At 70.5% G+C, this 23,540-nt stretch carries 25 protein-coding genes; 11 read left to right on the forward strand and 14 right to left on the reverse strand.

The window, feature by feature from the left end:
- Window positions 1-87: 87 nt before the first annotated feature.
- Entirely contained in the window at window positions 88-1,392 is a 1,305-nt protein-coding gene (locus tag EHO50_RS13040; protein WP_128430053.1) for a DUF6986 family protein, read from the reverse strand.
- A 207-nt stretch (window positions 1,393-1,599) separates the two neighbouring features.
- Between EHO50_RS13040 and EHO50_RS13045 the strand changes: the two genes are divergently transcribed.
- Window positions 1,600-2,508: an endonuclease/exonuclease/phosphatase family protein gene (locus tag EHO50_RS13045; protein ID WP_128430054.1), complete on the forward strand. Its 909-nt coding sequence runs from the start codon at window positions 1,600-1,602 to the stop codon at window positions 2,506-2,508.
- A 71-nt stretch (window positions 2,509-2,579) separates the two neighbouring features.
- Here EHO50_RS13045 and EHO50_RS13050 read toward each other — a convergent pair whose 3' ends face one another.
- The 4 genes from EHO50_RS13050 to EHO50_RS13065 all read right to left on the reverse strand — a co-directional run bounded on the left by EHO50_RS13050 (window position 2,580) and on the right by EHO50_RS13065 (window position 5,779).
- Complete coding sequence (locus EHO50_RS13050; protein ID WP_128430055.1) at window positions 2,580-3,542, reverse strand: electron transfer flavoprotein subunit alpha/FixB family protein; 963 nt, start codon at window positions 3,540-3,542, stop codon at window positions 2,580-2,582.
- A gap of 73 nt (window positions 3,543-3,615) precedes the next feature.
- A complete protein-coding gene (locus EHO50_RS13055) occupies window positions 3,616-4,404 on the reverse strand; it encodes an electron transfer flavoprotein subunit beta/FixA family protein (protein WP_128430056.1) in 789 nt (262 codons plus the stop codon).
- A gap of 242 nt (window positions 4,405-4,646) precedes the next feature.
- On the reverse strand, window positions 4,647-5,156 hold the full coding sequence (locus EHO50_RS13060) for a flavin reductase family protein (protein WP_128430057.1): 510 nt from the start codon (window positions 5,154-5,156) through the stop codon (window positions 4,647-4,649).
- 209 nt (window positions 5,157-5,365) lie between these two features.
- Window positions 5,366-5,779: a thioredoxin family protein gene (locus EHO50_RS13065; RefSeq protein WP_128430058.1), complete on the reverse strand. Its 414-nt coding sequence runs from the start codon at window positions 5,777-5,779 to the stop codon at window positions 5,366-5,368.
- A gap of 76 nt (window positions 5,780-5,855) precedes the next feature.
- On the opposite strand from EHO50_RS13065, the gene EHO50_RS13070 reads away from it, so the two are divergent.
- Together EHO50_RS13070 and EHO50_RS13075 are read left to right on the forward strand one after the other, a co-directional pair.
- Window positions 5,856-6,272, forward strand: coding sequence for a DUF4395 domain-containing protein (locus EHO50_RS13070; RefSeq protein ID WP_128430059.1), 417 nt, complete (start codon window positions 5,856-5,858; stop codon window positions 6,270-6,272).
- 189 nt (window positions 6,273-6,461) lie between these two features.
- Window positions 6,462-7,202: a lysophospholipid acyltransferase family protein gene (locus EHO50_RS13075; RefSeq protein ID WP_128430060.1), complete on the forward strand. Its 741-nt coding sequence runs from the start codon at window positions 6,462-6,464 to the stop codon at window positions 7,200-7,202.
- A 143-nt stretch (window positions 7,203-7,345) separates the two neighbouring features.
- Here EHO50_RS13075 and EHO50_RS13080 read toward each other — a convergent pair whose 3' ends face one another.
- Window positions 7,346-7,954, reverse strand: coding sequence for a transglutaminase-like domain-containing protein (locus EHO50_RS13080; RefSeq protein ID WP_128430061.1), 609 nt, complete (start codon window positions 7,952-7,954; stop codon window positions 7,346-7,348).
- A gap of 198 nt (window positions 7,955-8,152) precedes the next feature.
- Here EHO50_RS13080 and EHO50_RS13085 point away from each other — a divergent pair, with 198 nt between their 5' ends.
- Window positions 8,153-9,517, forward strand: a complete 1,365-nt coding sequence (locus EHO50_RS13085) for a hypothetical protein (protein ID WP_128430062.1) — start codon at window positions 8,153-8,155, stop codon at window positions 9,515-9,517.
- Between the two features lie 31 nt (window positions 9,518-9,548).
- Here EHO50_RS13085 and EHO50_RS13090 read toward each other — a convergent pair whose 3' ends face one another.
- Genes EHO50_RS13090 through EHO50_RS13100 form a run of 3 tightly spaced genes read right to left on the reverse strand, consistent with a single transcriptional unit; the run spans window position 9,549 to window position 12,813 of the window.
- Window positions 9,549-10,619: a threonine aldolase family protein gene (locus tag EHO50_RS13090; RefSeq protein WP_128430063.1), complete on the reverse strand. Its 1,071-nt coding sequence runs from the start codon at window positions 10,617-10,619 to the stop codon at window positions 9,549-9,551.
- Window positions 10,616-11,365 (reverse strand): SDR family oxidoreductase, encoded by a 750-nt coding sequence (locus EHO50_RS13095; RefSeq protein WP_128430064.1) that lies wholly within the window; start codon window positions 11,363-11,365, stop codon window positions 10,616-10,618. Before EHO50_RS13095 ends, EHO50_RS13090 begins: the two co-directional genes overlap by 4 nt.
- A 50-nt stretch (window positions 11,366-11,415) precedes the next feature.
- Window positions 11,416-12,813 carry a DUF6421 family protein gene (locus EHO50_RS13100; RefSeq protein ID WP_128430065.1) on the reverse strand — a complete coding sequence of 466 codons (1,398 nt, stop codon included), beginning with the start codon at window positions 12,811-12,813 and terminating at the stop codon, window positions 11,416-11,418.
- A gap of 401 nt (window positions 12,814-13,214) precedes the next feature.
- Here EHO50_RS13100 and EHO50_RS13105 point away from each other — a divergent pair, with 401 nt between their 5' ends.
- The gene (locus EHO50_RS13105; protein WP_128430066.1) at window positions 13,215-13,898 is read left to right on the forward strand and encodes a glycerophosphodiester phosphodiesterase; all 684 of its coding nucleotides are present in this window, start codon (window positions 13,215-13,217) and stop codon (window positions 13,896-13,898) included.
- A gap of 15 nt (window positions 13,899-13,913) precedes the next feature.
- Here the strand turns inward: EHO50_RS13105 and EHO50_RS13110 are convergent, their stop codons facing one another.
- Window positions 13,914-14,465: a GNAT family N-acetyltransferase gene (locus EHO50_RS13110; RefSeq protein WP_128430689.1), complete on the reverse strand. Its 552-nt coding sequence runs from the start codon at window positions 14,463-14,465 to the stop codon at window positions 13,914-13,916.
- Window positions 14,466-14,535: 70 nt separating this feature from the next.
- On the opposite strand from EHO50_RS13110, the gene EHO50_RS13115 reads away from it, so the two are divergent.
- Complete coding sequence (locus EHO50_RS13115; protein WP_128430067.1) at window positions 14,536-14,928, forward strand: VOC family protein; 393 nt, start codon at window positions 14,536-14,538, stop codon at window positions 14,926-14,928.
- Between the two features lies 1 nt (window position 14,929).
- Here the strand turns inward: EHO50_RS13115 and EHO50_RS13120 are convergent, their stop codons facing one another.
- The gene (locus tag EHO50_RS13120; protein ID WP_128430068.1) at window positions 14,930-15,844 is read right to left on the reverse strand and encodes a GNAT family N-acetyltransferase; all 915 of its coding nucleotides are present in this window, start codon (window positions 15,842-15,844) and stop codon (window positions 14,930-14,932) included.
- Window positions 15,845-16,010: 166 nt separating this feature from the next.
- Here EHO50_RS13120 and EHO50_RS13125 point away from each other — a divergent pair, with 166 nt between their 5' ends.
- On the forward strand, window positions 16,011-16,775 hold the full coding sequence (locus EHO50_RS13125) for a VOC family protein (RefSeq protein WP_128430069.1): 765 nt from the start codon (window positions 16,011-16,013) through the stop codon (window positions 16,773-16,775).
- Between the two features lie 15 nt (window positions 16,776-16,790).
- On the opposite strand, the gene EHO50_RS13130 is transcribed toward EHO50_RS13125, so the two are convergent.
- Both EHO50_RS13130 and EHO50_RS13135 read right to left on the reverse strand, forming a co-directional pair.
- Window positions 16,791-17,327 carry a MarR family winged helix-turn-helix transcriptional regulator gene (locus tag EHO50_RS13130; protein WP_128430070.1) on the reverse strand — a complete coding sequence of 179 codons (537 nt, stop codon included), beginning with the start codon at window positions 17,325-17,327 and terminating at the stop codon, window positions 16,791-16,793.
- On the reverse strand, window positions 17,324-18,790 hold the full coding sequence (locus EHO50_RS13135; protein ID WP_246101126.1) for an FUSC family protein: 1,467 nt from the start codon (window positions 18,788-18,790) through the stop codon (window positions 17,324-17,326). The genes EHO50_RS13130 and EHO50_RS13135 overlap by 4 nt, the downstream gene beginning before the upstream one ends.
- Window positions 18,791-18,946: 156 nt before the next feature.
- Between EHO50_RS13135 and EHO50_RS13140 the strand changes: the two genes are divergently transcribed.
- From EHO50_RS13140 to EHO50_RS13155, 4 genes are all read left to right on the forward strand, one after another.
- Entirely contained in the window at window positions 18,947-19,486 is a 540-nt protein-coding gene (locus EHO50_RS13140; RefSeq protein ID WP_128430072.1) for a DUF5134 domain-containing protein, read from the forward strand.
- A 185-nt stretch (window positions 19,487-19,671) separates the two neighbouring features.
- Window positions 19,672-20,343, forward strand: coding sequence for a phosphatase PAP2 family protein (locus EHO50_RS13145; RefSeq protein ID WP_128430073.1), 672 nt, complete (start codon window positions 19,672-19,674; stop codon window positions 20,341-20,343).
- A gap of 67 nt (window positions 20,344-20,410) precedes the next feature.
- Complete coding sequence (locus EHO50_RS13150) at window positions 20,411-21,142, forward strand: HAD family hydrolase (RefSeq protein WP_128430074.1); 732 nt, start codon at window positions 20,411-20,413, stop codon at window positions 21,140-21,142.
- A gap of 207 nt (window positions 21,143-21,349) precedes the next feature.
- Window positions 21,350-22,036 (forward strand): TetR/AcrR family transcriptional regulator, encoded by a 687-nt coding sequence (locus tag EHO50_RS13155; RefSeq protein ID WP_128430075.1) that lies wholly within the window; start codon window positions 21,350-21,352, stop codon window positions 22,034-22,036.
- Here EHO50_RS13155 and EHO50_RS13160 read toward each other — a convergent pair.
- Window positions 22,024-23,526, reverse strand: coding sequence for an LVIVD repeat-containing protein (locus EHO50_RS13160; RefSeq protein ID WP_128430076.1), 1,503 nt, complete (start codon window positions 23,524-23,526; stop codon window positions 22,024-22,026). The two genes, EHO50_RS13155 and EHO50_RS13160, sit on opposite strands and share 13 nt — an antisense overlap.
- Window positions 23,527-23,540 lie beyond the last annotated feature (14 nt).

The raw sequence follows: 23,540 nt of genomic DNA on the forward strand, positions 1-23,540 counted from the left end.
GACACCTGTGACTGGTCAATGCGTGGCGTACAGACTACGGGGCAGGAGTGACAACGCCGACCGGTGGTTACGGCTGTGACCGGCCCGCTACTTGGCGGAGACCGTCAGGTCGCCGCGCCGGGGTGCCGCGAATCCCTCCAGATCGGCACGGGTCAGACCGGTCAGCCGGGCGACCTCGGCGATGTCGAGGGCGCCGCAGTCGAGTCCGCGCAGCAGATAGCCGCTGAGAGCCTTGGCGGTGGCGGGCTCGTCCATGACGTCGCCGCCGGCGCGGTTGGCGTAGCGGGCGAGACGCGCCGCCGCCTGCTCGAAGCCCTCGCGGTAGAAGGCGAAGACGGCCGCGTACCGGGTCGGGATGTGGCCGGGGTGCATGTCCCAGCCCTGGTAGTAGGCGCGGGCCAGGGCGCGGCGGGTGAGGCCGTAGTGCAGTCGCCAGGCGTCGTGGACCTTCGCGGTCGGGCCGACCGGCAGGACGTTCGTCGAGCCGTCCGAGACGCGTACGCCGGTGCCGGCCGCCGCGACCTGCATGATCGCCTTGGCGTGGTCGGCGGCCGGGTGGTCGCTGGCCTGGTAGGCGGCGGAGACGCCGAGGCAGGCGCTGTAGTCGAAGGTGCCGTAGTGCAGGCCCGTGGCGCGGCCCTCAGCGGCCTGGATCATCCGGGCGACGGTGGCGGTGCCGTCGGTGGCGAGGATGGACTGGCTGGTCTCGATCTGGATCTCGAAGCCGATCCGGCCGGGCTCCAGACCGCGCGCCTTCTCGAACTCCTCCAGAAGCCGGACCATGGCACTGACCTGCTCGGCGTACGTCACCTTCGGCAGGGTGAGCACCAGCCCGTCGGGCAGGCCGCCGGCCTCCATCAGACCGGTGAGGAAGATGTCGAGGGTGCGGATGCCCCGGTCGCGTACGGGCGCCTCCATGCACTTCATGCGGATGCCCATGTACGGCGCCGCCGTGCCGTTCTCGTACGCCTCGGCGATCAGCCGTGCCGCGCGGGCGGCCGCCTCGTCCTCCTCGGCCTCCGGGCGGGGGCCGTAGCCGTCCTCGAAGTCGACGCGCAGGTCCTCGATGGGCTCGCGCTCCAGCTTGGCGCGCACGCGCGCGTGGACGGGCTCGGCGAGCTCGTCGGACAGACCGAGGACGGCGGCGAAGGACGCGGCGTCCGGGGCGTGTTCGTCGAGGGCGGCGAGTGCCCGGTCGCCCCAGGAGCGGATGGTGTCGGCGGCGAAGACGTCGCCGGGGACGTAGACGGTGTGGACGGGCTGGCGGCCGCCGGGGTCTCCGGGGTAGCGGCGCTCCAACTCGGCGTCGACCGGAGCGAGGGAGGCGCTGATCTCCTCGCTGACGGCGCCCGCGAGGCTCGTCGCCACCTTCTCCTGCTGGCCCTGACCCATTCCCACACCCTCCTGTTTTCCGCCATACGGAATCAACAATCCGTAGAACGAAGTTATCCGGGGACCTTCCGACTGGTCAACACCGTGTCCACGGGGAGTCACTCCACCATCTCGTCATGTTCACGTTCATCTCAGGGCGCGGTATCACACTTCCATACGTCACGCCTCGCACGACTCGTCCGGCAGTTCCCACCGAAGGAGCCCGAAGTGCCGAACCACAGCCGAGTCACGCGCCGCCTGGGCCTGAAGGCCGCGCTGGCCGCGGCGGTCACCGCGCCCCTCTCCAGTACAGCACTGCCCACGTCATCCGCCTCGGCGGGCGAACACCCGCCCCGCCGGCACCTGCGGGCCATGTCCTTCAACCTGCGCTTCGCGAGCACCACCGAGCCCAACAGCTGGGCGGTGCGCAGACCGGTGATGCGCGAGCTGCTGCGTGAGGAGGCCCCGCACGTCATAGGCACCCAGGAGGGCGTCTTCTCGCAACTGCTCGACATCGACTCCGACCTCGGCCCGCACTACGACTGGGTGGGCACCGGCCGGCTGCACGGCAGCAGCGACGAGTCCATGGCGATCTTCTACGACTCCCGCCGCCTGCGCCCTACCGTGTTCGAACACTTCTGGCTCTCCGACGCCCCGGACGTGATCGGCTCCAACACCTGGGGCGCGGCCTTCGCCCGCATGGTCACCTGGGTCCGCTTCCGCGATCTGGCCGACGGCGGACGGGAGTTCTACGTCCTCAACACCCACTTCGACCATGTGAGCCAGTACGCGCGCGAGCGCAGCGCCTCGCTCATCGCCGAGCGGATCGCCGGGTTCGACCGCGCCCTGCCGGTCGTGGTGACCGGGGACTTCAATGTCGCCGCCCACAAGAACGCCGTGTACGACACGCTGCTCGGAGCCGGTCTCGTCGACACCTGGGACACCGCGCGCGAGCGCAGTGCGCTGTACGCGACCTTCCACGGCTACAAGCCGCTGACGCCGAACGGCGACCGTATCGACTGGATCCTGGCCACGCCCGGTGTCACGGCCCACCGGGCGGCGATCAACACGTTCTCCGACGGCGGCCAGTTCCCGAGCGACCACCTGCCCGTGCAGGCGTTCCTGAGCCTGGAATGAGACGAGGCCCCCGTGACCGTCGGCACGGTCACGGGGGCCTCGTTCAGCCGGGGGTTCAGCCCGGGGCGGGATCAGCCCTTGCGGGTCTTGATCTCCTCGGTCAGGGCCGGGACGACGTCGAAGAGGTCGCCGACGACGCCGTAGTCGACCAGGTCGAAGATCGGGGCCTCGGCGTCCTTGTTGATCGCCACGATCGTCTTCGAGGTCTGCATACCGGCGCGGTGCTGGATCGCGCCGGAGATGCCGGAGGCGATGTACAGCTGCGGCGAGACGCTCTTGCCGGTCTGGCCGACCTGGTTGGTGTGCGGGTACCAGCCGGCGTCCACCGCGGCACGCGAGGCACCCACGGCCGCGCCGAGGGAGTCGGCGAGCGCCTCGATGATCGCGAAGTTCTCCGCGCCGTTGACGCCACGGCCACCGGAGACCACGATCGCGGCCTCGGTCAGCTCCGGACGACCGGTCGACTCACGCGGCGTGCGGCCGGTGACCTTGGTGCCGGTCGCGGCGGCGGAGAAGGACACGGCGAGGGCCTCGACCGCACCGGCGGCCGGGGCGGCCTCCACGGCCGCGCTGTTGGGCTTGACCGTGATGACCGGGGTGCCCTTGGAGACCCGGGACTTGGTGGTGAAGGACGCGGCGAACACCGACTGGGTGGCCACCGGGCCCTCGTCGCCGGCCTCCAGGTCGACGGCGTCGGTGATGATGCCGGAGCCGATACGCAGCGCCAGACGCGCGGCGATCTCCTTGCCCTCCGCGGAGGAGGGGACGAGGACGGCGGCCGGGGAGACGGCCTCGACGGCGGCCTGCAGGGCGTCGACCTTCGGCACGACCAGGTAGTCGGCGTACTCGGACGCGTCGTGGGTGAGGACCTTGACCGCGCCGTGCTCGGCGAGCGTGGCGGCGGTGTCGGCGGCGCCGTTGCCCAGCGCGACGGCGACCGGCTCGCCGACGCGGCGGGCCAGGGTCAGCAGCTCCAGCGTGGGCTTGCGGACGGCGCCGTCCACGTGGTCGACGTAGACGAGAACTTCAGCCATGGGAATGCACTCCTGCGGATTACGAAGTCTGAGGGGCGGTAAGGGAGTTGAGCCTCAAGCGGGCCAGCGACCCTTAGATGAACTTCTGGCTCGCGAGGAACTCAGCGAGCTGCTTGCCGCCCTCGCCCTCGTCCTTGACGATCGTGCCGGCGGTGCGGGCCGGGCGCTCGGCCGCGGCGTCCACGACGGTGTAGGCACCCTCGAGACCGACCTCCTCGGCCTCGATGTCCAGGTCGGACAGGTCCCAGGACTGAACCGGCTTCTTCTTGGCGGCCATGATGCCCTTGAAGGACGGGTAGCGCGCCTCACCCGACTGGTCGGTGACCGACACGACGGCCGGCAGCGACGCCTCGAGCTGCTCGGAAGCGGCGTCGCCGTCCCGGCGGCCCTTGACCGTGCCGTCCTCCACGGAGACCTCGGACAGCAGGGTGACCTGCGGGACACCCAGACGCTCGGCCAGCAGGGCCGGCACGACACCCATGGTGCCGTCGGTGGAGGCCATACCGGAGATCACCAGGTCGTAGCCGGCCTTCTCGATCGCCTTGGCCAGCACCAGCGAGGTGCCCAGCGCGTCGGTGCCGTGCAGATCGTCGTCCTCGACGTGGATCGCCTTGTCGGCGCCCATGGACAGCGCCTTGCGCAGCGCGTCCTTGGCGTCCTCGGGGCCCACCGTCAAAACGGTGATCTCCACGTCGTCGTCGGAGTTCTCGGAGATCTGCAGCGCCTGCTCGACCGCGTACTCGTCGAGCTCGGAGAGCAGACCGTCCACGTCGTCCCGGTCGACGGTCAGGTCATCGGCGAAGTGCCGGTCGCCAGTGGCGTCGGGCACGTACTTCACGGTGACAACGATCCTCAAGCTCACGCCGGCTCTCCTACTGCGTCGACATTTCTCTGCTGCCTACTTGCAGGCAGCATAGGCGCCCCAAGTGGCCGTTCCCGCTCGGGGCGACCCGCGCTCCGAGCGAAATATTACTCGTCAGTACACCCAGTTCGTTCCCGCTAAGCAAGCGCTTTGAACTGTGACCTTTGCAACGCAGCGTAATCGGAATTCGACGGCTTCGCAGAACGATGGAAGGCCGGTCCTGTCACATCGGTGCGGTGACGTCAGTCACGCAGGCCGTTGAACCGGCCCTGGTGATACACGAGCGGACGCCCGGGGCCGGTGGGGTCACCGAGGAGGACCTCGGCCAGCACGATGCGGTGATCGCCCGCGGGCACACGCCCCACGATCCGGCACACCATCCAGGCCAGGACGTCGTCGAGGACGGGGACGCCTTCGGGACCCTCGCGCCAGGCCGTGGACGGGCCGAAGCGGTCGGCGCCGCTGCGGGCGAAGGTGGCCGCCAGCGACTGCTGGTGCTCGCCGAGTATGTGGACGCCGACGTGCTCCGTCGCGGCTATCGCCGGCCAGCTGGAGGCACCGGTGCCGATGCCGAAGGAGAGCATCGGGGGCTCGGCGGAGACGGAGGTGAGGGAGGTGGCGGTGAAGCCGACCGGGCCCGTCTCACCGCGGGCGGTGATCACCGCCACACCCGCCGCATGGCGCCGGAAGACGGAGCGGAGCAGGTCGGGAGAGGCGAGCCGGGTGGTGCCGAGGCCGGACGTGGCCGTCATGGAGTTGTCCTTCTGCGAGGGGAGGTGTGCGGGTCCGTGGCCGTTCAACAGCCCGGACAGCGCGCGCTCGCGGTGCGGGCCAGGTCGACATGGGCCCGGCCGAAGAGAAGGAGTTCCTCAGGCATACGGTCAGGCTGACGATAGGTGGTGCACACAGTCAAGTGGGTTCCGCGATGTGGGAGATGACTCACCCTCGGCATCACAGCCCCTCAGACCGCTTCACCGAGCGCGGCGATGACGTCCGCCTTGCGCGGCTGACCGGTGGCCCGCCGTACGACGTTGCCGTCGGCGTCGAGGACCAGCACGGTCGGCGTCTTGAGGATGTCGAACCGGCGTACGAGGTCCAGATGGTCCTCCGCGTCGATCTCGACGTGGGTCACGCCCGGGACCATGCCGGCCACCTCGCCGAGCACGCGCCGAGTGGCCCGGCAGGGCGCGCAGAAGGCGCTGGAGAACTGCACGAGGGTGGCGCGCTCGCCCAGCGTCTGGCCCAACTCGGCCGCCCCGAGCCGCTTTCCGTCGTCCCGCCCGCGCACCCTTACTCTCCCGCTCCGCCGCCGATGCAGCACTCCGTACGCGCTCGCCGCGACGAGCACCACCACGCACACCACAAGTCCGGTCATCACCCTGCTCAACCCTTCACGAGACTGCAAAGATTCCCGACTCCCCGAAGCCTGTCCGGTGCGGAATGCTTGATTCATGGACATCGATGTGAGGGGGCCGCGCTTCGGGGCGGCCGTGACGACCGTGCTGCTGGCGGTCGTTCTGGTCACCGGGAGCGCCTGGCTGCTGGCCTGGCAGACGCTGGCGTTCGCGCTGGGCGCGGCGGGCGGGGTGGGCCGTTCGCCGTACGGCTGGCTGTTCCGTAAGGCCGTACGTCCCCGGATCGGGCCGCCGACCGAGTTCGAGGCGCCGGAACCGCCGCGGTTCGCACAGGCGGTGGGGCTGGTCTTCGCGGGCGTCGGGCTGGTCGGGTACACGCTGGGGCCGGACTGGCTGGGACTGGCCGCGACCGGGGCCGCGCTCGCGGCCGCCTTCCTGAACGCCGTCTTCGGGTACTGCCTGGGCTGCGAGATGTACCTGCTCGTACGGCGGGTGACGGTGCGCGCAGAGTAAAGGCGGCTTCAAAATCCGAGGTGGATCATGGGGCCGAAGTGACGAGGATCTCGCCGTTCACGGGCACTGGGACTGGCTCCCCGGCCGTTCTTGGGGCACGATCTGCGAGATGCCGTAAACCTACGGCTGCGTAACTTTTCCCACTGGGAGCTTCCTTCCCAGGCACAGAAGGAAGGGTCCACCCCGTCCATGGCAGAGCTTGTCTACCGTCCCGTCGTCGGTTTCGCCCAGACGTTGTTCAAGGCGTGGGACCTCAAGATCGACTGCAAGGGATCGGAGAACATTCCGCGCTCGGGCGGCGCTGTGCTGGTGAGCAACCACATCAGCTACCTGGACTTCGTCTTCAACGGCCTGGCCGCCCTCCCGCAGAAACGACTCGTCCGTTTCATGGCGAAGGAGTCCGTCTTCCGGCACCGGATTTCCGGTCCGCTGATGCGCGGCATGAAGCACATCCCCGTGGACCGCAAGCAGGGTGAGGCGGCGTACGCGCACGCGCTGGACTCGCTGCGGTCCGGCGAGATCGTCGGGGTCTTCCCGGAGGCCACGATCTCACAGTCGTTCACCCTGAAGAGCTTCAAGTCGGGCGCCGCGCGGCTGGCCCAGGAAGCCGGCGTGCCGCTGATCCCGATGGCCGTGTGGGGCACCCAGCGACTGTGGACCAAGGGCCAGCCGCGCAACTTCAAGCGCAGCCACATCCCGATCACGATCCGGGTCGGCGAGGCGATCGAGGCCTCCAAGGACAAGTACGCGGGCGCGATCACCCGCCAGCTGCGCGAACGCGTCCAGGAGCTCCTGGAGGCCGCGCAGCGCGCCTACCCGGTGCGCCCGAAGGACGCCAACGACACCTGGTGGATGCCGGCCCACCTCGGCGGCACGGCACCGACGCCGGAGCAGGTGCGCGAGGCCGAGGCCGGGCGCTCCGCCGAGTAGAGCGCGTTGGGTAGTGCCGCGAATTGTCTCCCGTCGTCTGCGGCGCCGTCGTGGCTTGTCGCGCAGTTCCCCGCGCCCCTTTGGGGCGCGCTGCTCGACCGCCGGCCAGCGGCGGACCGTGGGCTGCGACCCCCTGCTCGATGTCATCTGATGGCATCCGTGAGTGCGGCGGGGAGTGTCTGCCACAGATGGGGGCGGTCGGTGGCGGACTTGAGGGTGTCGAGTACGACCGGGTGGGGTGCGGCGTACAGGATCGGATAGTCCATCTCGTCGGACGCCGGATCGGGCTCGAAGGCCAGCCGCTCGCCGTCGAGTGAGAACTGGGCGTCCACACCCGGCTTGTTGCCGCGCGGATCCTGGCGATGCCAGGCCCCGTTGAACCGTACGGCGACCAGGCCGTGCACGGCGTACCCGCTGCCGTCGTCGTGCAGGAGGCGCTGGTAGCACAGTGCCGTAGGGATGTCCTCGGCCCGCAGCAGCGCGGTGAGCGCGTGGGCCTTGGCGTAGCAGATGCCGGTGCCCTGTTCCAGGACGTCGGAGGCGCGCCAGGTGACGCGGAGATCGCCGGAGTCCTGTGAGTGCGGAACGGTGTCCCGCACGAACTCGAACGCGGCCCGCGCATATTCATACGAGTCCGCCACGTCATCGGCGAGCCTGGCAGCCGTCTCACGGACGAGCGGATGGTGATGGTCGATCACCTCGTCGGCAGCCAAGTACGCGGACAGGTCAGCGGTTTGCTGGATCATCTGCATGGTGGCCGAGCGTAGATGCCAGCCCGAACTCCGGTCAATTTACTTTCCGCTCAACGTATAGGTATGCATCGACTCGGGCCTCGTGCGGCCATGCCGCCTCGAGAACGGCTGAACATCGCCGCAACCCGACGTCCGGCTACAACCCCTCCCCCGTGCCGTGGGTCTGGCGTCCGACGGAGCGTCGACAAGGGGGAAGTCATGAAGCATCATCTGCTCGGAGCCGCGGTGGCCGGCTGTGCCCTGGCCGCGGTCGGGGCCGGACCCGTGTATGCCGCGTCCGACCAGCTGGGGATCAGCGTGCCGTCCGAGACGGTAGTGCCTGGGCCGGACGCGGAGGGCGGGACGTGGGAGCGCACCCTTGATGTGCGGGTCACCCACGACAACATCGAGAACAGTGTGCCGGCCGGCCAACTGACCGTGGACGCGAGCGAGCTCGCGTCCTTCGCGCGAGTGTCATGGCCCGCGAACTGCGTGCCCGAGTCGGCGGTCAAGGCGGTCTGCGACTTCCCGGAGATGCCGGCCGGGAAGGACGGCGGCGTGGCGGCGGCCCGGCTCGGACTCCGCGCCCTGCCGGACGCCGACCTCAGCGCGTCCGGGTACGTGCGCTACTCGGCCACCGCGGGAGAGCTGACGGCGTATCCGGCGGAGACCCGGATCACCCTGGGCTCCGGCCCGGACCTCGGGCTCAGCCAGGCCGAGGACCAGCGCGACCTCAAGCCCGGCACGGACACCCAGGTTCGGGCGACGGTCGGCAACACCGGCAACCGCGCCGTGGATCGCACGCTGCTGTGGGTCAACGCGTCGTACGGGCTGCGGTTCAAGGAGCGGCACTCCAACTGCGAGTACCGGGAGCACGCCACCGGTACGTCCGCGCTGTGCGTGCTGGACGAGGCGGTGGCTCCGGGCGAGCAGTACGAGCTGGTGACCGGGCTTCGTGTGGGGCGCAAGGCGCTGTACGAACGGTTCGACCACTCCGTACTGCCGTATTCCGACGAGGCGCTGGAAGAGGCCCGCGGCGATGGGACGTGGACCCCGGGAACGGGCCCCGAGCTGAACCTGCGGCCCATGGCGGCGCAGCCGGCCGCCGCCGGGGAGGACGACCTCGATCTGTCGGACAACTACCGGGCCGTCGTCCTCGACGCCAGGAACACCGCCGACCTGAAGCTCACCGGCAGCAAGGTGCGCGGGGCCGTCGGCGACACGGTGACCGCCCAGGTCACGGTCCGCAACCGCGGCCCGGCGTGGGTGGCGTCCCTGGGCGCGGGCGCGCCGGTCGCCGTGGTGCGGTTCCAGGCGCCGGAGGGCACCAAGGTCCTCGACATGGACAACTGCTGGTCGTCGGACCCGGACGACCCGAACCCCTCGACCTACTACTACTGCGGGACGCCCATCTGGCTGCACGACGGGGCGTCCCACATCTTCGAGATCCCGCTGCAGATCGAGCGGTTGGTGCGCGGCGCACGGGCGACCGTCAGCACCGTCAACGACCTGAGCGAGCTGGAGATCAGGAAGTTCGACCCGAACCTGCGGAACAACAGCGCCGCGATCGTCGTGAACGGCTGAGCAGCGCTGAGGGTGCTGGGGAGGAGACGGCCTAGCGCGCCATCTCCTCCTTCAGCGCCGCCACGAACGCGTCCACGTCCTCCTCGGTCGTGTCGAAGGAGCACATCCAGCGCACGACGCCTGCCGCCTCGTCCCAGAAGTAGAACCGGAACCGCTTCTGCAGGCGCTCGCTCACGTCGTGCGGGAGCTTGGCGAAGACGCCGTTGGCCTGCACGGGGTAGAGGATCTCGACGCCGTGCATGGCGCGGACGCCCTCGGCGAGGCGCTGGGCCATCTCGTTGGCGTGGCGGGCGTTGCGCAGCCACAGGTCCTTGGCGAGCAGGGCCTCCAACTGCACCGACACGAAGCGCATCTTGGAGGCGAGCTGCATGGACAGCTTGCGCAGATGCTTCATGTGGCTGACGGCGTCCTGGTTGAGGACGACGACCGCCTCGCCGAACAGCGCGCCGTTCTTGGTGCCGCCGAGGGAGAGGATGTCGACGCCGACCGCGTTGGTGAACGTCCGCATGGGGACGTTCAGGGAGGCGGCCGCGTTGGCTATCCGGGAGCCGTCCAGGTGCACCTTCATGCCGTGCGCGTGAGCGTGCTCGCAGATCGCGCGGATCTCGTCCGGCGTGTAGAGGGTGCCCAGCTCGGTGCTCTGGGTGATCGAGACGACCTGCGGCATCGCCCGGTGCTCGTCCTCCCAGCCGTACGCCTGCCGGTCGATCAGCTCGGGAGTGAGCTTGCCGTCGGGCGTGGGCACGGTGAGCAGCTTGAGGCCGCCCATCCGCTCCGGGGCGCCGCCCTCGTCGACGTGGATGTGCGCGCTCTCGGCGCAGATCACCGCGCCCCAGCGGTCGGTGACCGCCTGGAGCGCGACGACGTTGGCGCCGGTGCCGTTGAACACCGGGAACGCCTCGGCCGTGGCGCCGAAGTGGCTGCGGATGATCCGCTGGAGGTTCTCGGTGTAGTCGTCCTCGCCGTAGGCGACCTGGTGCCCGCCGTTGGCCAGGGCCAGGGCGGCGAGCACCTCGGGGTGGGCGCCGGCGTAGTTGTCACTGGCGAAACCGCGGACGTCCGGGTCGTGATGGCGACGGGCGTCGGTCTTCGGAGGGTTCACGGCTTCTCGGTCAGCCACAGACGGTTTCCGTTCACTTCGGCGGCGGGCTTGTCCCAGACGCCGACGACGGCATCGGCCAGGTCCTTGACGTCCGTGAAGCCCGCGAACTTCGCGTGGGGTCGCTCGGCGCGCATCGCGTCGTGCACCAACGCCTTCACCACCAGGATGGCAGCCGCGGACGTCGGCCCCTCCGGGCCCCCGGCCTTGCGGAAGGCGTCGGCCAGCGCGAGCGTCCAGGCCTCGGCGGCGGCCTTGGCGGCGGCGTACGAGGCGTTGCCCGCGGTCGGGTTCGAGGCGCCGGCGGCACTGATCAGCACATACCGTCCGCGGTCGCTGCGCTGCAGGCCCTCGAAGAAGGCCAGCGAGGTGTGCTGCACGGTGCGGATCAGCAGCAGCTCCAGGAAGTCCCAGTCGTCGAGACTCGTCTTGACGAAGGTCTCGCTGCCGCGCCAGCCGCCCACCAGGTGGACCAGGCCGTCGACGCGGCCGAAGTCCTTCTCGATCCGGGTGGCCCAGTCGCGGGTCGCCTCGCGGTCGAGCAGGTCGACCGTGTCACCGACGACGGTGGCACCGCCGTGCGCGTAGCTCGCCGCGTCCACGGCTTCGGCGAGCCGCTCCGGGTCGTTGTCCGAGCCGATGACGGTCGCGCCCGCCTCGGCCAGCCGCAGCAGCGCCGCCCGGCCTGCGGGCCCGCCCGCACCGGCCACCGCGATCACCGCACCGCTGAGAGCTCCGTTCCCCGCCATTTTCTTCGCCTCCTGAGCAGTCTGAGCAGTGTTCCGGGTGTCGCTGTCGCTCACGCGGCGACCCGCTCGGCGCTGTCCGCCGTGATGCCCTTGGTGGAGGCGATCACGTTCTTCAGCTTCTTGGACAGGGCCTCATAGAACATGCTCAGCGGAAACTCGTCCGGAAGCACGTCATCGACGAGTTTGCGCGGCGGCTGTGTCAGGTCCAGGGCGTCCGGGCCCTTGGCCCAGCGGGATCCCGGGTGCGGGGCGAGGTAGCTGGAGACGAGCTCGTAGCCCGCGAACCAGTGGACGAGCTTCGGGCGGTCGATGCCGTCGCGGTAGAGCTGCTCGATGTCGGCGCACAGCTGGTTGGTGACCTGCGGGGCGCGCTGCCAGTCGATGAACAGCTTGTTGTCGGTCCAGCGGACGACGTCGTGCTTGTGCAGGTAGGCGAAGAGGAGCTGACCGCCGAGGCCGTCGTAGTTGCGGACGCGCTCACCGGTGACCGGGAAGCGGAACATGCGGTCGAAGAGCACCGCGAACTGCACGTCACGAGCCTGCGAGACGCCTTCCGCCTCCAGCTTCACGGCCTCCTTGAAGGCGGTGAGGTCGCAGCGCAGCTCTTCGAGGCCGTACATCCAGAACGGCTGGCGCTGCTTGATCATGAACGGGTCGAACGGCAGGTCGCCGTGGCTGTGGGTGCGGTCGTGGACCATGTCCCACAGCACGAACGCCTCTTCGCAGCGCTTCTGGTCGTGGACCATCGCGGCAATGTCCTCGGGCAGCTCCAGGCCCAGGATGTCGACGGCGGCGTCGGTGACGCGGCGGAAGCGGGCGGCCTCGCGGTCGCAGAAGATGCCGCCCCAGCTGAACCGCTCGGGCGCCTCGCGCACGGCGATCGTCTCGGGGAAGAGGACCGCGGAGTTGGTGTCGTAGCCCGCCGTGAAGTCCTCGAACTTGATGCCGCAGAACAGCGGGTTGTCGTAGCGGGTGCGCTCCAGCTCGGCCAGCCAGTCCGGCCACACCATGCGCAGCACGACCGCCTCGAGGTTGCGGTCGGGGTTGCCGTTCTGCGTGTACATCGGGAAGACGACCAGGTGCTGCAGGCCGTCCGCACGGTTCGCGGCGGGCTGGAAGGCCAGCAGCGAGTCGAGGAAGTCCGGCACCTCGAAGCCACCGTCGGCCCAGCGGCTCAGGTCCTTCACCAGGGCCTGGTGGTACGCGGCGTCGTGCGGCAGCAGCGCGGAGAGCTCATCTACGGCCTCCACGACACGCCGTACGGCAGCCTCGGCGTCCGCGCGCTCGGGCGCGCCCTCGGCCTCGAAGTCGATCGATCCGTCCTTGGACTGCCAGGGCCGGATCAGCTCCACGGCATCCTTGAGCACCGGCCACGCCGGGTGCTCCACCACCCTGGTCGCCGGAGGAACCCGCTCCCCCGAAGCCGCCTGCACAAGAATTTCCGTCATGTCCCATCCTCCACGGGAGAACCTCGCGTAAGCAGACCGTATACATACGAGGTTCCTCCCAGCAAGAGGAGCCTCAGGAAATTATCCTGCGCATCCCCATGGTCACCGCACTTTTTCCTGTTGGTCATCGTGACGGCGCATACTCCGGCCCCGCGTGGGCATACGGGAGGCCGGGCAGCACGGGAGCCCGCCGCGACCGGTCAATCCCTGCGGGACTCGCCCACGCCAGGGTGACCACGCGGGAGGCTGCGGGCCAGGCACGCCATGTCCACCGCCGCAAACCCTGTGTACACGTGGGGTTCATCACGCGCCCTGGCCACTAGGCTGCGGCACTGCCGCGCGAACAGTCCGCTCCGGTTTGCGCGCACGCCGAGCCGCCGTCGACGGAAGCGAGTTGAACCTTGAACTTCCTTACCATCGGTCACCGCGGAGTGATGGGTGTCGAACCCGAGAACACCCTCCGTTCCTTCGTCGCCGCCCAACTGGCCGGCCTCGACGTCATCGAACTCGATCTCCACCTGAGCAAGGACGGCGCCCTCGTCGTCATGCACGACACCGACGTGGACCGCACGACCGACGGAACCGGCCTGATCGCCGACAAGACCCTCGCCGAGCTGCGCGCCCTGGACGCGGGCCGTGGCGAGCGCGTCCCGGTCTTCGAAGAGGTCCTGGACGCCGTGCGGTCGCCGCTCCAGGCCGAGATCAAGGACGTCGCGGCGGCACGGGCGCTCGCCGAGGTGATGACCGCACGTGACCTCGTCTCCCGGGTCGAGGTGTCCTCGTTCCACGACGACGCGGTCGCCGAGATCGCCCGTCTGGTGCCGGGGGTACGGACCGCGCTGATCGCCAGCCGCTACGGCACCGACATCGTGGACCGCGCCGTCGCGGTCGGTGCCGCGACCGTCTGCCTGAACATCCGCCGGCTCACCCTGGAGGTCGTGGAGCACGCCCGCAAGGCGGACCTGAGGATCATCGGCTGGGTGGTCAACACCCAGGACCACCTGCGTCTCGTACGGGCCCTGCAACTGGACGGCGCGACCACCGACTACCCGGAGATCAAGCGCACCGCCCGCTTCACGGCGTGAGGAGCCGCATGAACGTCACGCCAGCTCCTTGACCAGCAGTTCGAACTGCAGGTCGTCGCGCTGCGGAATGCCGAAGCGCTCGTCGCCGTACGGGAACGGGGTCATCCGTCCCGTACGGCGGTAGCCGCGCCGCTCGTACCAGGCGATCAGGTCGTTCCGTACGGAGATCACGGTCATGTGCATCTCGGTCGCGCCCCAGGTCTCGCGGGCCCGCCGCTCCGCCTCCGTGATGATCACCTTGCCGAGGCCGGCGCCCTGGAGTGCGGGGCTGACCGCGAACATCCCGAAGTAGGCGTGGTCGCCTCGGTGTTCGAGCTGGCAGCAGGCGACGACCTGTCCCTCCTGCTCGACCGTCAGCAGTCGGCTGTCGGGCGACTTGATGACCTCCAGCACGCCCTCCGGGTCGGTCCGCTGCCCTTGAAGGATGTCCGCCTCCGTCGTCCAGCCGGCCCGGCTGTCGTCCCCGCGGTAGGCGGACTCGATCAGCGCGACCAGCGTGTCCACGTCGGCGTCGGTGGCGTCGCGAAAGGTGAGTCCGTTGGCGGCGGGCGTCGCGGCGGTTTCCATGGTGCGCATCTCCACTCTCGGGCGCGGCTCGGGCACCGCTGAGCGTAACGCGCGACTAGGCTCCGCCTGCATGGTGCACGTACTGAGCGGACGGACCCTCCTCCAACCCACCGACCCCGAGCGTTCCCGTGCTTTCTACGGCGAGCAGTTGGGGCTCGCCGTCTACCGCGAGTTCGGTACGGGGCCGGAGCGCGGCACCGTCTACTTCCTCGGCGGTGGATTCCTGGAGGTCTCCGGCCGCTCCGAGACCCCGCCGTCCCCGGCCGTCCGGCTGTGGCTGCAGGTCGAGGACGTGGCGGCGGCGCACGACGAGCTGCGGGGCAAGGACGTCGAGATCGTGCGGCCGCCGGTGAAGGAGCCGTGGGGGCTGGTGGAGATGTGGATCGCGGATCCGGACGGAACGCGGATCGTGCTGGTGGAGGTGCCGGCAGATCATCCGCTGCGGTACCGGCCGGGGATCTGACTCACTGCGGGCGGTGTTCCCAGCGACGGTCAGTGCGGGTCAGTTCCCGGAAGCCGGCCGAGGTCAGGTGGTCGATCATGGTGCGGTCGGTTGCCGTCTCGTAGGCGAGCAGGCGGTCGACGCCGCACAGGCCCAGCCAGTCGGCGGCCTGCCCCAGCAGCCAGTGCTCCAGGGCCTCGCCGTACACCGACGGGTCTGTGTGCAGGTTGCCGATGTCGGCGAGGCCGGTGCCCCGGGCGTGGCGTTCGGGGCGGGACAGGGCCGTGTCGACCTCGACGAAGCCGAGGGCGCGACCGTCGGCGTACGCCGTGAGGCGCGTCCCGCACTCCCCCAGCGTGCGGTCGACGGTGACACCCGGCCGCGGCTCGCGGGACGGCAGGTCGGCCACCCGCGCGATCAGGATGACCTCGGTGTCGCCGACGTGCCGGAATCCGGCCCGCTCGTAGACGGCGCGGATGTGCGGCCAGTTGCGGGGCAGGCCATGGACGGCCGGGGCGGGGAGCTCGCCGCTCGCGTACCGGGCGCGTACGTTCCAGCGGGCCAGCTGGGCCAGGCAGGCGCTCATCAGCAGGTCGGCGGCCTCGTCGGAGTCCGGCCAGAAGGAGGCCGGCGGATGGCAGACGAACCAGTCGATCTCGCCGATGTCCCGGTAGCCCGGGCCGACCTCGTCGTCCGCGCGGTAGCGCAGCAGGTGGGCGGCGGCCACGACGTGGTCGTGCTGCTCGGCGACGAGGGTGACGCGCTCGCTCACCCAGGGGTCCGTGATGAACTCACCCGGCTGCCGCTCCAGCTCGCTGAGGACCGTGTTCACGGAGACGGTGACGCCGGGGACGACGGCGGCGACGTGCATGTTGATCAGCTCGGTGAGCTGGTCGCGGTCGGCGCGACGCAAGGGGCGCACCTGGAGTGCGGGCATGCGGGACCTCCGGTCGGAGAACGGTGTCGGAAGGCCGCCATGCGGTGCGGTACGGGGTCGAGCGTACGGCGGTGGCGGCGCCCGGCTCCAGTGGGTTTCCCCGGATGGCCGGGGCCTTGGGCGGGGCTTAGCGTGCTGGAGGGGATTTCCCTGCGGGAGGAACGCCATGAAGCTCGACAAGCCGGTGACCGGCGGGCCCTGCTGGACCGAGCTCGGGACCGACGATCTGGCCGCGGCCAAGCGGTTCTACGAGGGGTTGTTCGGCTGGCGCGCCGAGACCGACCCCCGCCAGGAGGCGGGCGGCTACACGATCGCGCACCTCGGGGACGCGGCGGTGGCCGCGCTGACGCCGCTGTACCAGGAGGGGCAGCCGGTGGCGTGGAACGTGTCGTTCGCGGTGCCGGACGCGGACGCCGCCGCCGCGCGGGTGACCGAGGCCGGCGGCTCGGTGCTGGTCGGTCCGATGGACGTGTTCGACGTGGGCCGCTTCGCGGTGGCCGTGGACCCGACGGGCGCGGCCTTCCAGCTCTGGCAGGCGCGAGCCTTCCCGGGGGCGGGGCTGCTCAGTGCGCCCGGCTCGCTCGGCTGGGTGGAGTTGCTGACCAGGGCGCCCGAGCGGGCCGTGGAGTTCTACACGACGGTGTTCGGCTGGAGCGTCAACGCCTCGGAGCACTACACGCAGTGGGGCATCGAGGGCGCCGACTTCGGCGGCATGGTGACGATGGACGACAAGTTCCCGCACGAGGTGCCTGCGCACTGGCTGCCGTACTTCGCGGTGCTGGACGTGGACATGACGGCAGCGGACGCCACGGAGGCAGGCGGCACCATCCTCATGGAGCCCACCTCAGTCCCCGACGGACCGCGCATCGCCGTGCTGCGGGACCCGCAGGGGGCGGTGTTCGGGGTGTACCGGGCGGCCGACGAGAAGTGACGCGGTCCGGTCGGGTCAGCCGCGCGGCGCCCCCAGCCGCCCTTCCAGCTGGGCGAGCAACTCGCCGAGCAGGGAGGCCAGTTCGCCCTGCCTCTGCGGGTCGAGCCCGGACAGTACGCCCGTCTCGTACGCGAGTTGCTCGGGCAGGATGCCGTCGACGAGGTCCCGGCCGGCGTCCGTGAGGCGGACGTGGGCGACGCGGCGGTCGCGGGTGTCGCCGCGGCGCTCCACCAGGCCGCGTTCGGTCAGCTGCTTGAGGCGTTTGGTGACGGCGGCGCCCGAGGAGAAGGTCTCGCGGGCGAGTTCACTGGGGGTCAGCTCATGGCCGGTGCGGCGTAGCGCGCCGAGCAGGTCGAACTCGGGGCGGCTGAGGCCGGCCCGGCGCAGAGGGGCGTCCTCGGCCTGCTGGAGGAGGGCGGCGCAGCGGTTGATGCGGCCGATGATCTCCATGGGGGCGGTGTCGAGGTCGGGGTGGACGGTCTGCCACTGCCGGACCACGGCGGCCACCGTGTCCTGTCTCGTCCCGGTCGGCCCGCCGTTGGTCGCCGTCATGGCCGTACGCCCTCCGTCGTGTCGCTGTCTGTGCGCTGGTCCGGGTGCGGACGACCCTGGCTCCGCCCCGTAGCCGCGAGCGTACGGGGTGCGGTTCGCTCGGTCCGCACGACCCGCTGCCACGCCCGATCCGGTACGGCCACGGCGGCGATCAGACCGACCAGCGCGCCGACCAGGGTGTCCACGACCCGCTCGGTGATCAGCCGCCCGGGTTCCTGGAAGCCGGTGAACTCGGTGATGAGCAGCGCCATCGGGGTCACGCAGACGCTGCCGAGCCAGTAGTTGCGTCCGATCAGTGCCTCGGCGCCGAAGTTGAGCGCCAGGCAGCACAGGACGAGGGCGACCTCGCCGGTGTGGGCGAGGGGGACCAGCGCGGCGAACAGGAGCACGCCGAGCAGGTTGCCGACGACCCGCTGGACGCCACGGCCCCAGGTCAGGGTGAGGTTGGCCTGGTAGAGGGATGCCGCGGTGACCAGGGCCCAGTAAGGGCGGCCGATCCCCAGGGCGAGGGAGACGTAACCGGCGAGGGCACAGCCGAGGGCGGTGCGTACGGCGAGGGGGGCCAGGGGGCCGAGGCGGCGCCACAACGGGCGGGACCGGGGGGCAAGTTCGGCGCCGAGGACCGCGAGGTCGTCGACCTCCGGCACCGGTCGGTTGCCGCGCACCTGCCGTGCCCAGGTGCGCAGCAGCCCGGGGTCGGCGTCGGCCGGGGCGGCGAGGGCGACCTCGGCGCGGACGACGAGGCGTTCGAGGGCGAGGCGGGCTTCGGAGGGGCGGCCCGCGGAGTACAGCGACTGCCGGGCGGCCTGCACTGCGGCGGCAGCGGTGGCGTGGGTGCGGGCGCGGTCCTCGCCTGCGCTGCCCGGGCCGCTCGTCCCGGCGTGCGTGGCGACCGCGTCCAGGGCGGCCGCGGTGGCACGGCGCTCCGGGCCGTGCGGTCGCAGCAGGCCGGGTGCCATGCCGACGAGCCAGGCCCAGGCGCCGGCAGCGACGGCCGGCGCGAGGTGGCCGGGGACCTGGTCGAGGGACTGCGGGGCGAACAGGGCTGCGGAGCTGATGAAGGTGAGGACCACATTGCCGGGCGGGCCGATGCGGGTCGCGTCGCACAGGACCTTCTGTACGGCGGCCAGCACCGAGCCGACGGCGACCAGTACGACGGCATCGGCGGTGAGGGAGGCCGCGACGAGTGCGGTGGCGAGACCGCCGAGCATGCCGAGCACCACGCACGCAAGGGCGCGGGCCCGGGCGGCGTAGGGGCGGTTGTGGGCGTAGAGCGCGCACAGGGACCCGGCCATCGTGTAGAGCGCCAGGTCCAGCCGGCCGAGCATCAGCAGGGCGAGGTTGGGCGGAGCGACGGCGACGACCACGCTCAGAGCGGGCTTGAACCAGATCTCCGGGGGTCGGCCGAGGCGCAGCACTCCGGCGAGCGGAAGGCGAGTGCTCGTACCCATCACCAGTTTCATACCCATCACCTTAGCAAGTGTTTTACTCGTAAAGCATATACGGTGACCTGCCGCGCTCCGCCGAATGCTCCCCGTGTACGCCTTTGCGCTTGCGTGCGCGCCGCGTGGCCCGGGCATCGACGGACTGTCCGAGACCGTCGAGCGGGGAGGGTGCGCGTGCACGGACCGGTTTCGCACGGCTGGCTGCTGGTCGCGCTGTGTGCGGCGACCGGGGTCTACTGTCTGCTGCGGATGCGCAGCCGCGTCGAGGAGCAGCGCCGGGCCGCGGGCGGCGAGGCACTGATGGGCTTCGGCATGGCCGCGATGGCGGTGCCCGCCGCCGTGTTCACGCCGCCGTCGTGGGCCTGGCCCGCCTACGCGGCCGTGTTCGGCGCGGCCGCCCTGCACGCCCTGTGGTCGACGCGGGCCGGCGCACACCACCTGCACCACCTGGTGGGAGCCTCGGCCATGGTCTACATGGCGGTCGCGATGGCCGCCTCACCCGGCCACGGGAGCGGGCACAGCGGTTCCGGGGTCCCGCTCGTGACGGGCGCCCTGCTCCTGTACTTCATGGGGTACGTGTTGCTGTCCGGCGTCCGGCTGATGCCCGTCGCCGCCGGGGGCGGGGGCGTGGGATGGGGTGACCGGCCGGAGCTGGCCCGGGCCTGCCGGCTGTCGATGGGGATCGCCATGGTGGCGATGCTGCTGACCCTCTGAAACAGGGCTCCACGGGGGCTGTTGCACAGCCGTGGTCCGTACGCGCCCGCGCCCGACGTCGGCAGCGACGCACCGAACTCCCCGCCCGCGCCGCGCCGCCTGAAGGGGCGGCATCTCCTGTGGCGGGCGTCGCAAACCCACCCCTGCATTGGCCTCTCGCCCCATCGGTCGGCGAGGATCGCAGTATGCACACCCAGTCCGTCGAGTCCCCGCCCAGCCCGCCGGCCGAGCGCGGCACCGCCCGCTGGGCCGGTGTCCTGGCCCTGTGCTCCGCGCTGCTGCTCGCCCTGGTCGCGGTCCGCTGGTATCCGCTGATGACCCTCGACGGCGACATCGCCGAGACCACGCACAGATGGGCGGTCGACGAGGCCGGCGTGACACACGCGTTCCGCATCCTGACGGACTGGGTCTGGGATCCATGGACCATGCGCATCCTGACCGCGGCGGTCGCCATCTGGCTGGTGTGGCGCAGAGCCGCGCGCTGGACGGCCCTATGGCTGGCGGCCACATGTGCGCTCGCCACACTGGTCCAGCAGACCCTGAAGACCGTGGTCGACCGCCCACGCCCCGTCTGGCCCGACCCCGTCGACTCCGCCCACTACGCCGCCTTCCCCTCCGGCCACGCCATGACGGCCACGGTCGTGTGCGGCCTCATGCTGTGGCTCCTGCACCATTACGGCGCCGCACGCGTCCTGTGGCGTACGGCCGCCGTCGTGGCCGTGATCTCCGTGGCCGGCGTCGGTCTGACCCGGGTGTGGCTCGGGGTCCACTGGGCCACGGACGTCGTCGGCGGTTGGTTGCTGGGCGCCCTCGTCGTGGCGTTGGCGGTACGGGTGCACGCCCGTTGGCGGAGTTGAACCGTCCGCGTGTGCCGTTGGGGCGATCTTCCCGCGCGGTGGCGCACGGCCCCGTAGGATCCGCGCCATGACCGCAGTCCTGTTCGATTTCTCCGGAACCCTTTTCCGTGTCGAGTCCACCGAGTCCTGGCTGCGCGGAGCGCTCGCCGAGGCCCGGCTGGAGTTCGCCGAGGCCGAGTTGGTCGAGGCGGCGCAGGCGCTGGAGGCGATGGGGGCGTTGCCGGGCGGAGTCGATCCCACCTGGCTGCCCGAGGACGTCGCGAGCGTGTGGGGCGTGCGGGACAAGAGCGCGGAACTGCACCGGGCCGCCTACACCGGGCTGTCCCGGCATGTGCCGCTGCCCGACGACCGGTTGCACGACATGCTCTACGAGCGCCACATGGCACCGGCCGCGTGGGTGCCGTACCCGGATGCGGCCGAAGTGCTGGGTGCGCTGCGTGAGCGGGGCATCGGCGTCGGGGTGGTCAGCAACATCGGCTGGGATCTGCGGCCGGTCTTCCGGGAGCACGGGCTCGATCCGTACGTGGACGCGTATGTGCTGTCGTACGAGCACGGCATCCAGAAGCCCGACCCCCGGCTCTTCGCGGCTGCCTGCGCGGAACTCGGCGCCGATCCGCGCGACGTCGTGATGGTCGGTGACAACCGGCGGGCGGACGGTGGTGCGGCGGCCCTGGGCTGCGCGGTGCACTTCGTGGAGCATCTGCCGGCGGCACAGCGGCCGGACGGGTTGCGGCCGGTGCTGGATCTCGTGAGCGCTGTTCCTCGGGCGAACGGTTCCGACCCGCGGGTGAAGAAGTAACTTCCGGACCGCAGGTGAAGAAGCAGCTTCCGGACCACGGGTGAACAAGTAGCCTCCGGCCACCATCCCGATCCAGGGGCCGGGCCCGCCCTGGACGATCCCCCGTGTCGCCCAGGGCAGACGGCAATCCGGACCAGGCCGTATCGAGGCCGGACCGGACCCGCTGAGTATAGTTGGCTGATAGCCAGTCAACGCAGGAGTTTCAGCATGTCCCCGCGCAGCGCCTCGGTCAATGAAGAGTTGCGGCGGCGTTCCCGGGAGCGGCTTTTGCAGGCGGCGGTGGAGCTGGTCGGCGAGTGCGGCTACGAGGCCACCACGCTGGGCGACATCGCGGACAGAGCGGGCTCGGCGCGCGGCCTGGTGTCGTACTACTTCCCCGGCAAGCGCCAGCTGGTGCAGTCCGCCGTGCACCGGCTGATGCACCGCACCCTGGAGGAGGCGCTGGAGCGCGAGCCGCGTACCGACGACGGCCGGGAGCGGATGGCCCGGGCGATCGACGCGATCCTGGGCCTGGCCCGGGACCGGCCCGTGCTGATGCGCCAGCACATGGCGGGGATCCTCCAGGCCGAGGGCTTCGTGCAGTGCCCGGAGCAGCGGCGCCTGGCCGAGCTGCTGCGGGACGTCTGCGTACGGCACGGTTCGCTGGACGTCGACGCCGACTACCCGATGCTGCGCGCCCTGCTCATGGGCGCGGTCTTCGCCGCACTGGTGCCCGGTGTGCCGATGCCCGTGCCGGTACTGCGGGCCGAGCTGTTCAAGCGCTACGGGCTGGAGTGGGAGATGGGGGTCCCGCCGGACTCGGGGGCCGTGCCCGGCGGGACGTGCGACACGGATCTGTCGCGGTTCTTCGCGACCGGGTCCTCACCCGGCTGTCCGGAGGGTCAGTCGAAGTAGTCCGGCTGTGTCTGGACGTTGAGTTCGCGCAGCTGGACCCAGCGGGCCGGGGCGGTGCGCCGGTCGTCGATCTTCAGGACGTCGAAGCCCCTGGCGATCTCGTTCGAGTAGATGTAGCCGTTGTAGTAGTACGCCGACCATGAACCGCCCGACCTGAGCGTGTCCGTGGACACCGGGCCGCGGTCGAAGTAGGCGATCTCCGTCGGCTTGGCCGAGTCGGTGAAGTCCCAGACGGAGATGCCGCCCTGATACCAGGCCTGGACCATGATGTCCTTGCCCTTGACCGGGATCAGCGAGCCGTTGTGGGCGACGCAGTTCTCGGTGTCCGCCTGGTGCCGGGGAATCTTGAAGTAGCTGCGGAAGACCAGCTTTCGCTTGTCGCCCTTGCCGACGATGTCGTAGATGCCGTCGGCACCGCGGTCCGGGCCGATCCGCGCGTTGCAGGTGGCCGCGCTGCCGCCGCCCAACTCGTCGGTGAAGACGACTTTGTTCGCCTTCTGGTTGAAGGTCGCCGAGTGCCAGAACGCGAAGTTCACGTTGTCCTGTACCCGGTCGATGACCGTCGGGCGCTCCGGATCCTCGATGGAGAACAGGATGCCGTCACCCATGCAGGCACCGGCGGCCAGATCCTTCGCCGGAAGGACCGTGATGTCGTGGCAACCGGTGGTCTTGGAGACGCCCGGGTTCGTGGGCCCGCCGGGGTTGCCGCCACCGTCCGGGCCCTCGCCGGGGAAGAGCACCGGGAAGCCCACGACCGCGGCCTTCTCCGGGGCGCCTCGCGGCACCTTGATGACGGAGATGCCGTCGTGCGGCGGCTGGCAGTCCGGGTAGGTGGCGTTCGGCGAGTACGAGGAGACGTAGATGTAGACGTTCCTGCGTTCGGGCAGGATGGTGTGCGTGTGCGAGCCGCAGGCGGTCTCGACTGCGGCGACGTACTTGGGGTTCGTCTTGTCGCTGATGTCGAAGACCTTCATGCCCTCCCACGAGGACTTCTCGGTCGCGGGCTGTGTGGTGCTGTTGCAACTGCTGTCGCTGCGCGAGGAGTCGGTGGACAGGAACAGCAGGTTGCCGGAGACGGAGACGTCGTTCTGCGAGCCGGGGCACAGGACCTGCGCGACCGTCTTCGGCGCCGTCGGGTTGCTGATGTCGAAGATACGGAAGCCGTCGTAGTTGCCCGCGAAGGCATACCTCCCCTGGAAGGCGAGGTCCGAATTGGTGCCCGGCAGCACGTCCTTGGGGACGTTGGCCAGGTGCTTGATGTTGTCGGAGTGGACGATCTCGTCCTGGCCGGGTATCTCGCCGTCCGCGAGAGCCTCCCGCACCTCGGCTCTGGTGCTCTCGGAGACCTCCTGCTCCTTGACGGGGCCGTCCCCCGGGTCGGGTGTGGCGGCAGCCGGCTGCGCGGTGAGCAGCGCGGCCAGGAGTCCGGCGGCTGCAGTGGCAACTGCCAGGCGTCTGCGCCGTGTTCGGGGATTGCTGAACAGGATCACTGTTTTCCTCCCTT

The organism is Streptomyces cyaneus (assembly GCF_004028635.1).
Classification (GTDB): Bacteria; Actinomycetota; Actinomycetes; order Streptomycetales; family Streptomycetaceae; genus Streptomyces; species Streptomyces cyaneus.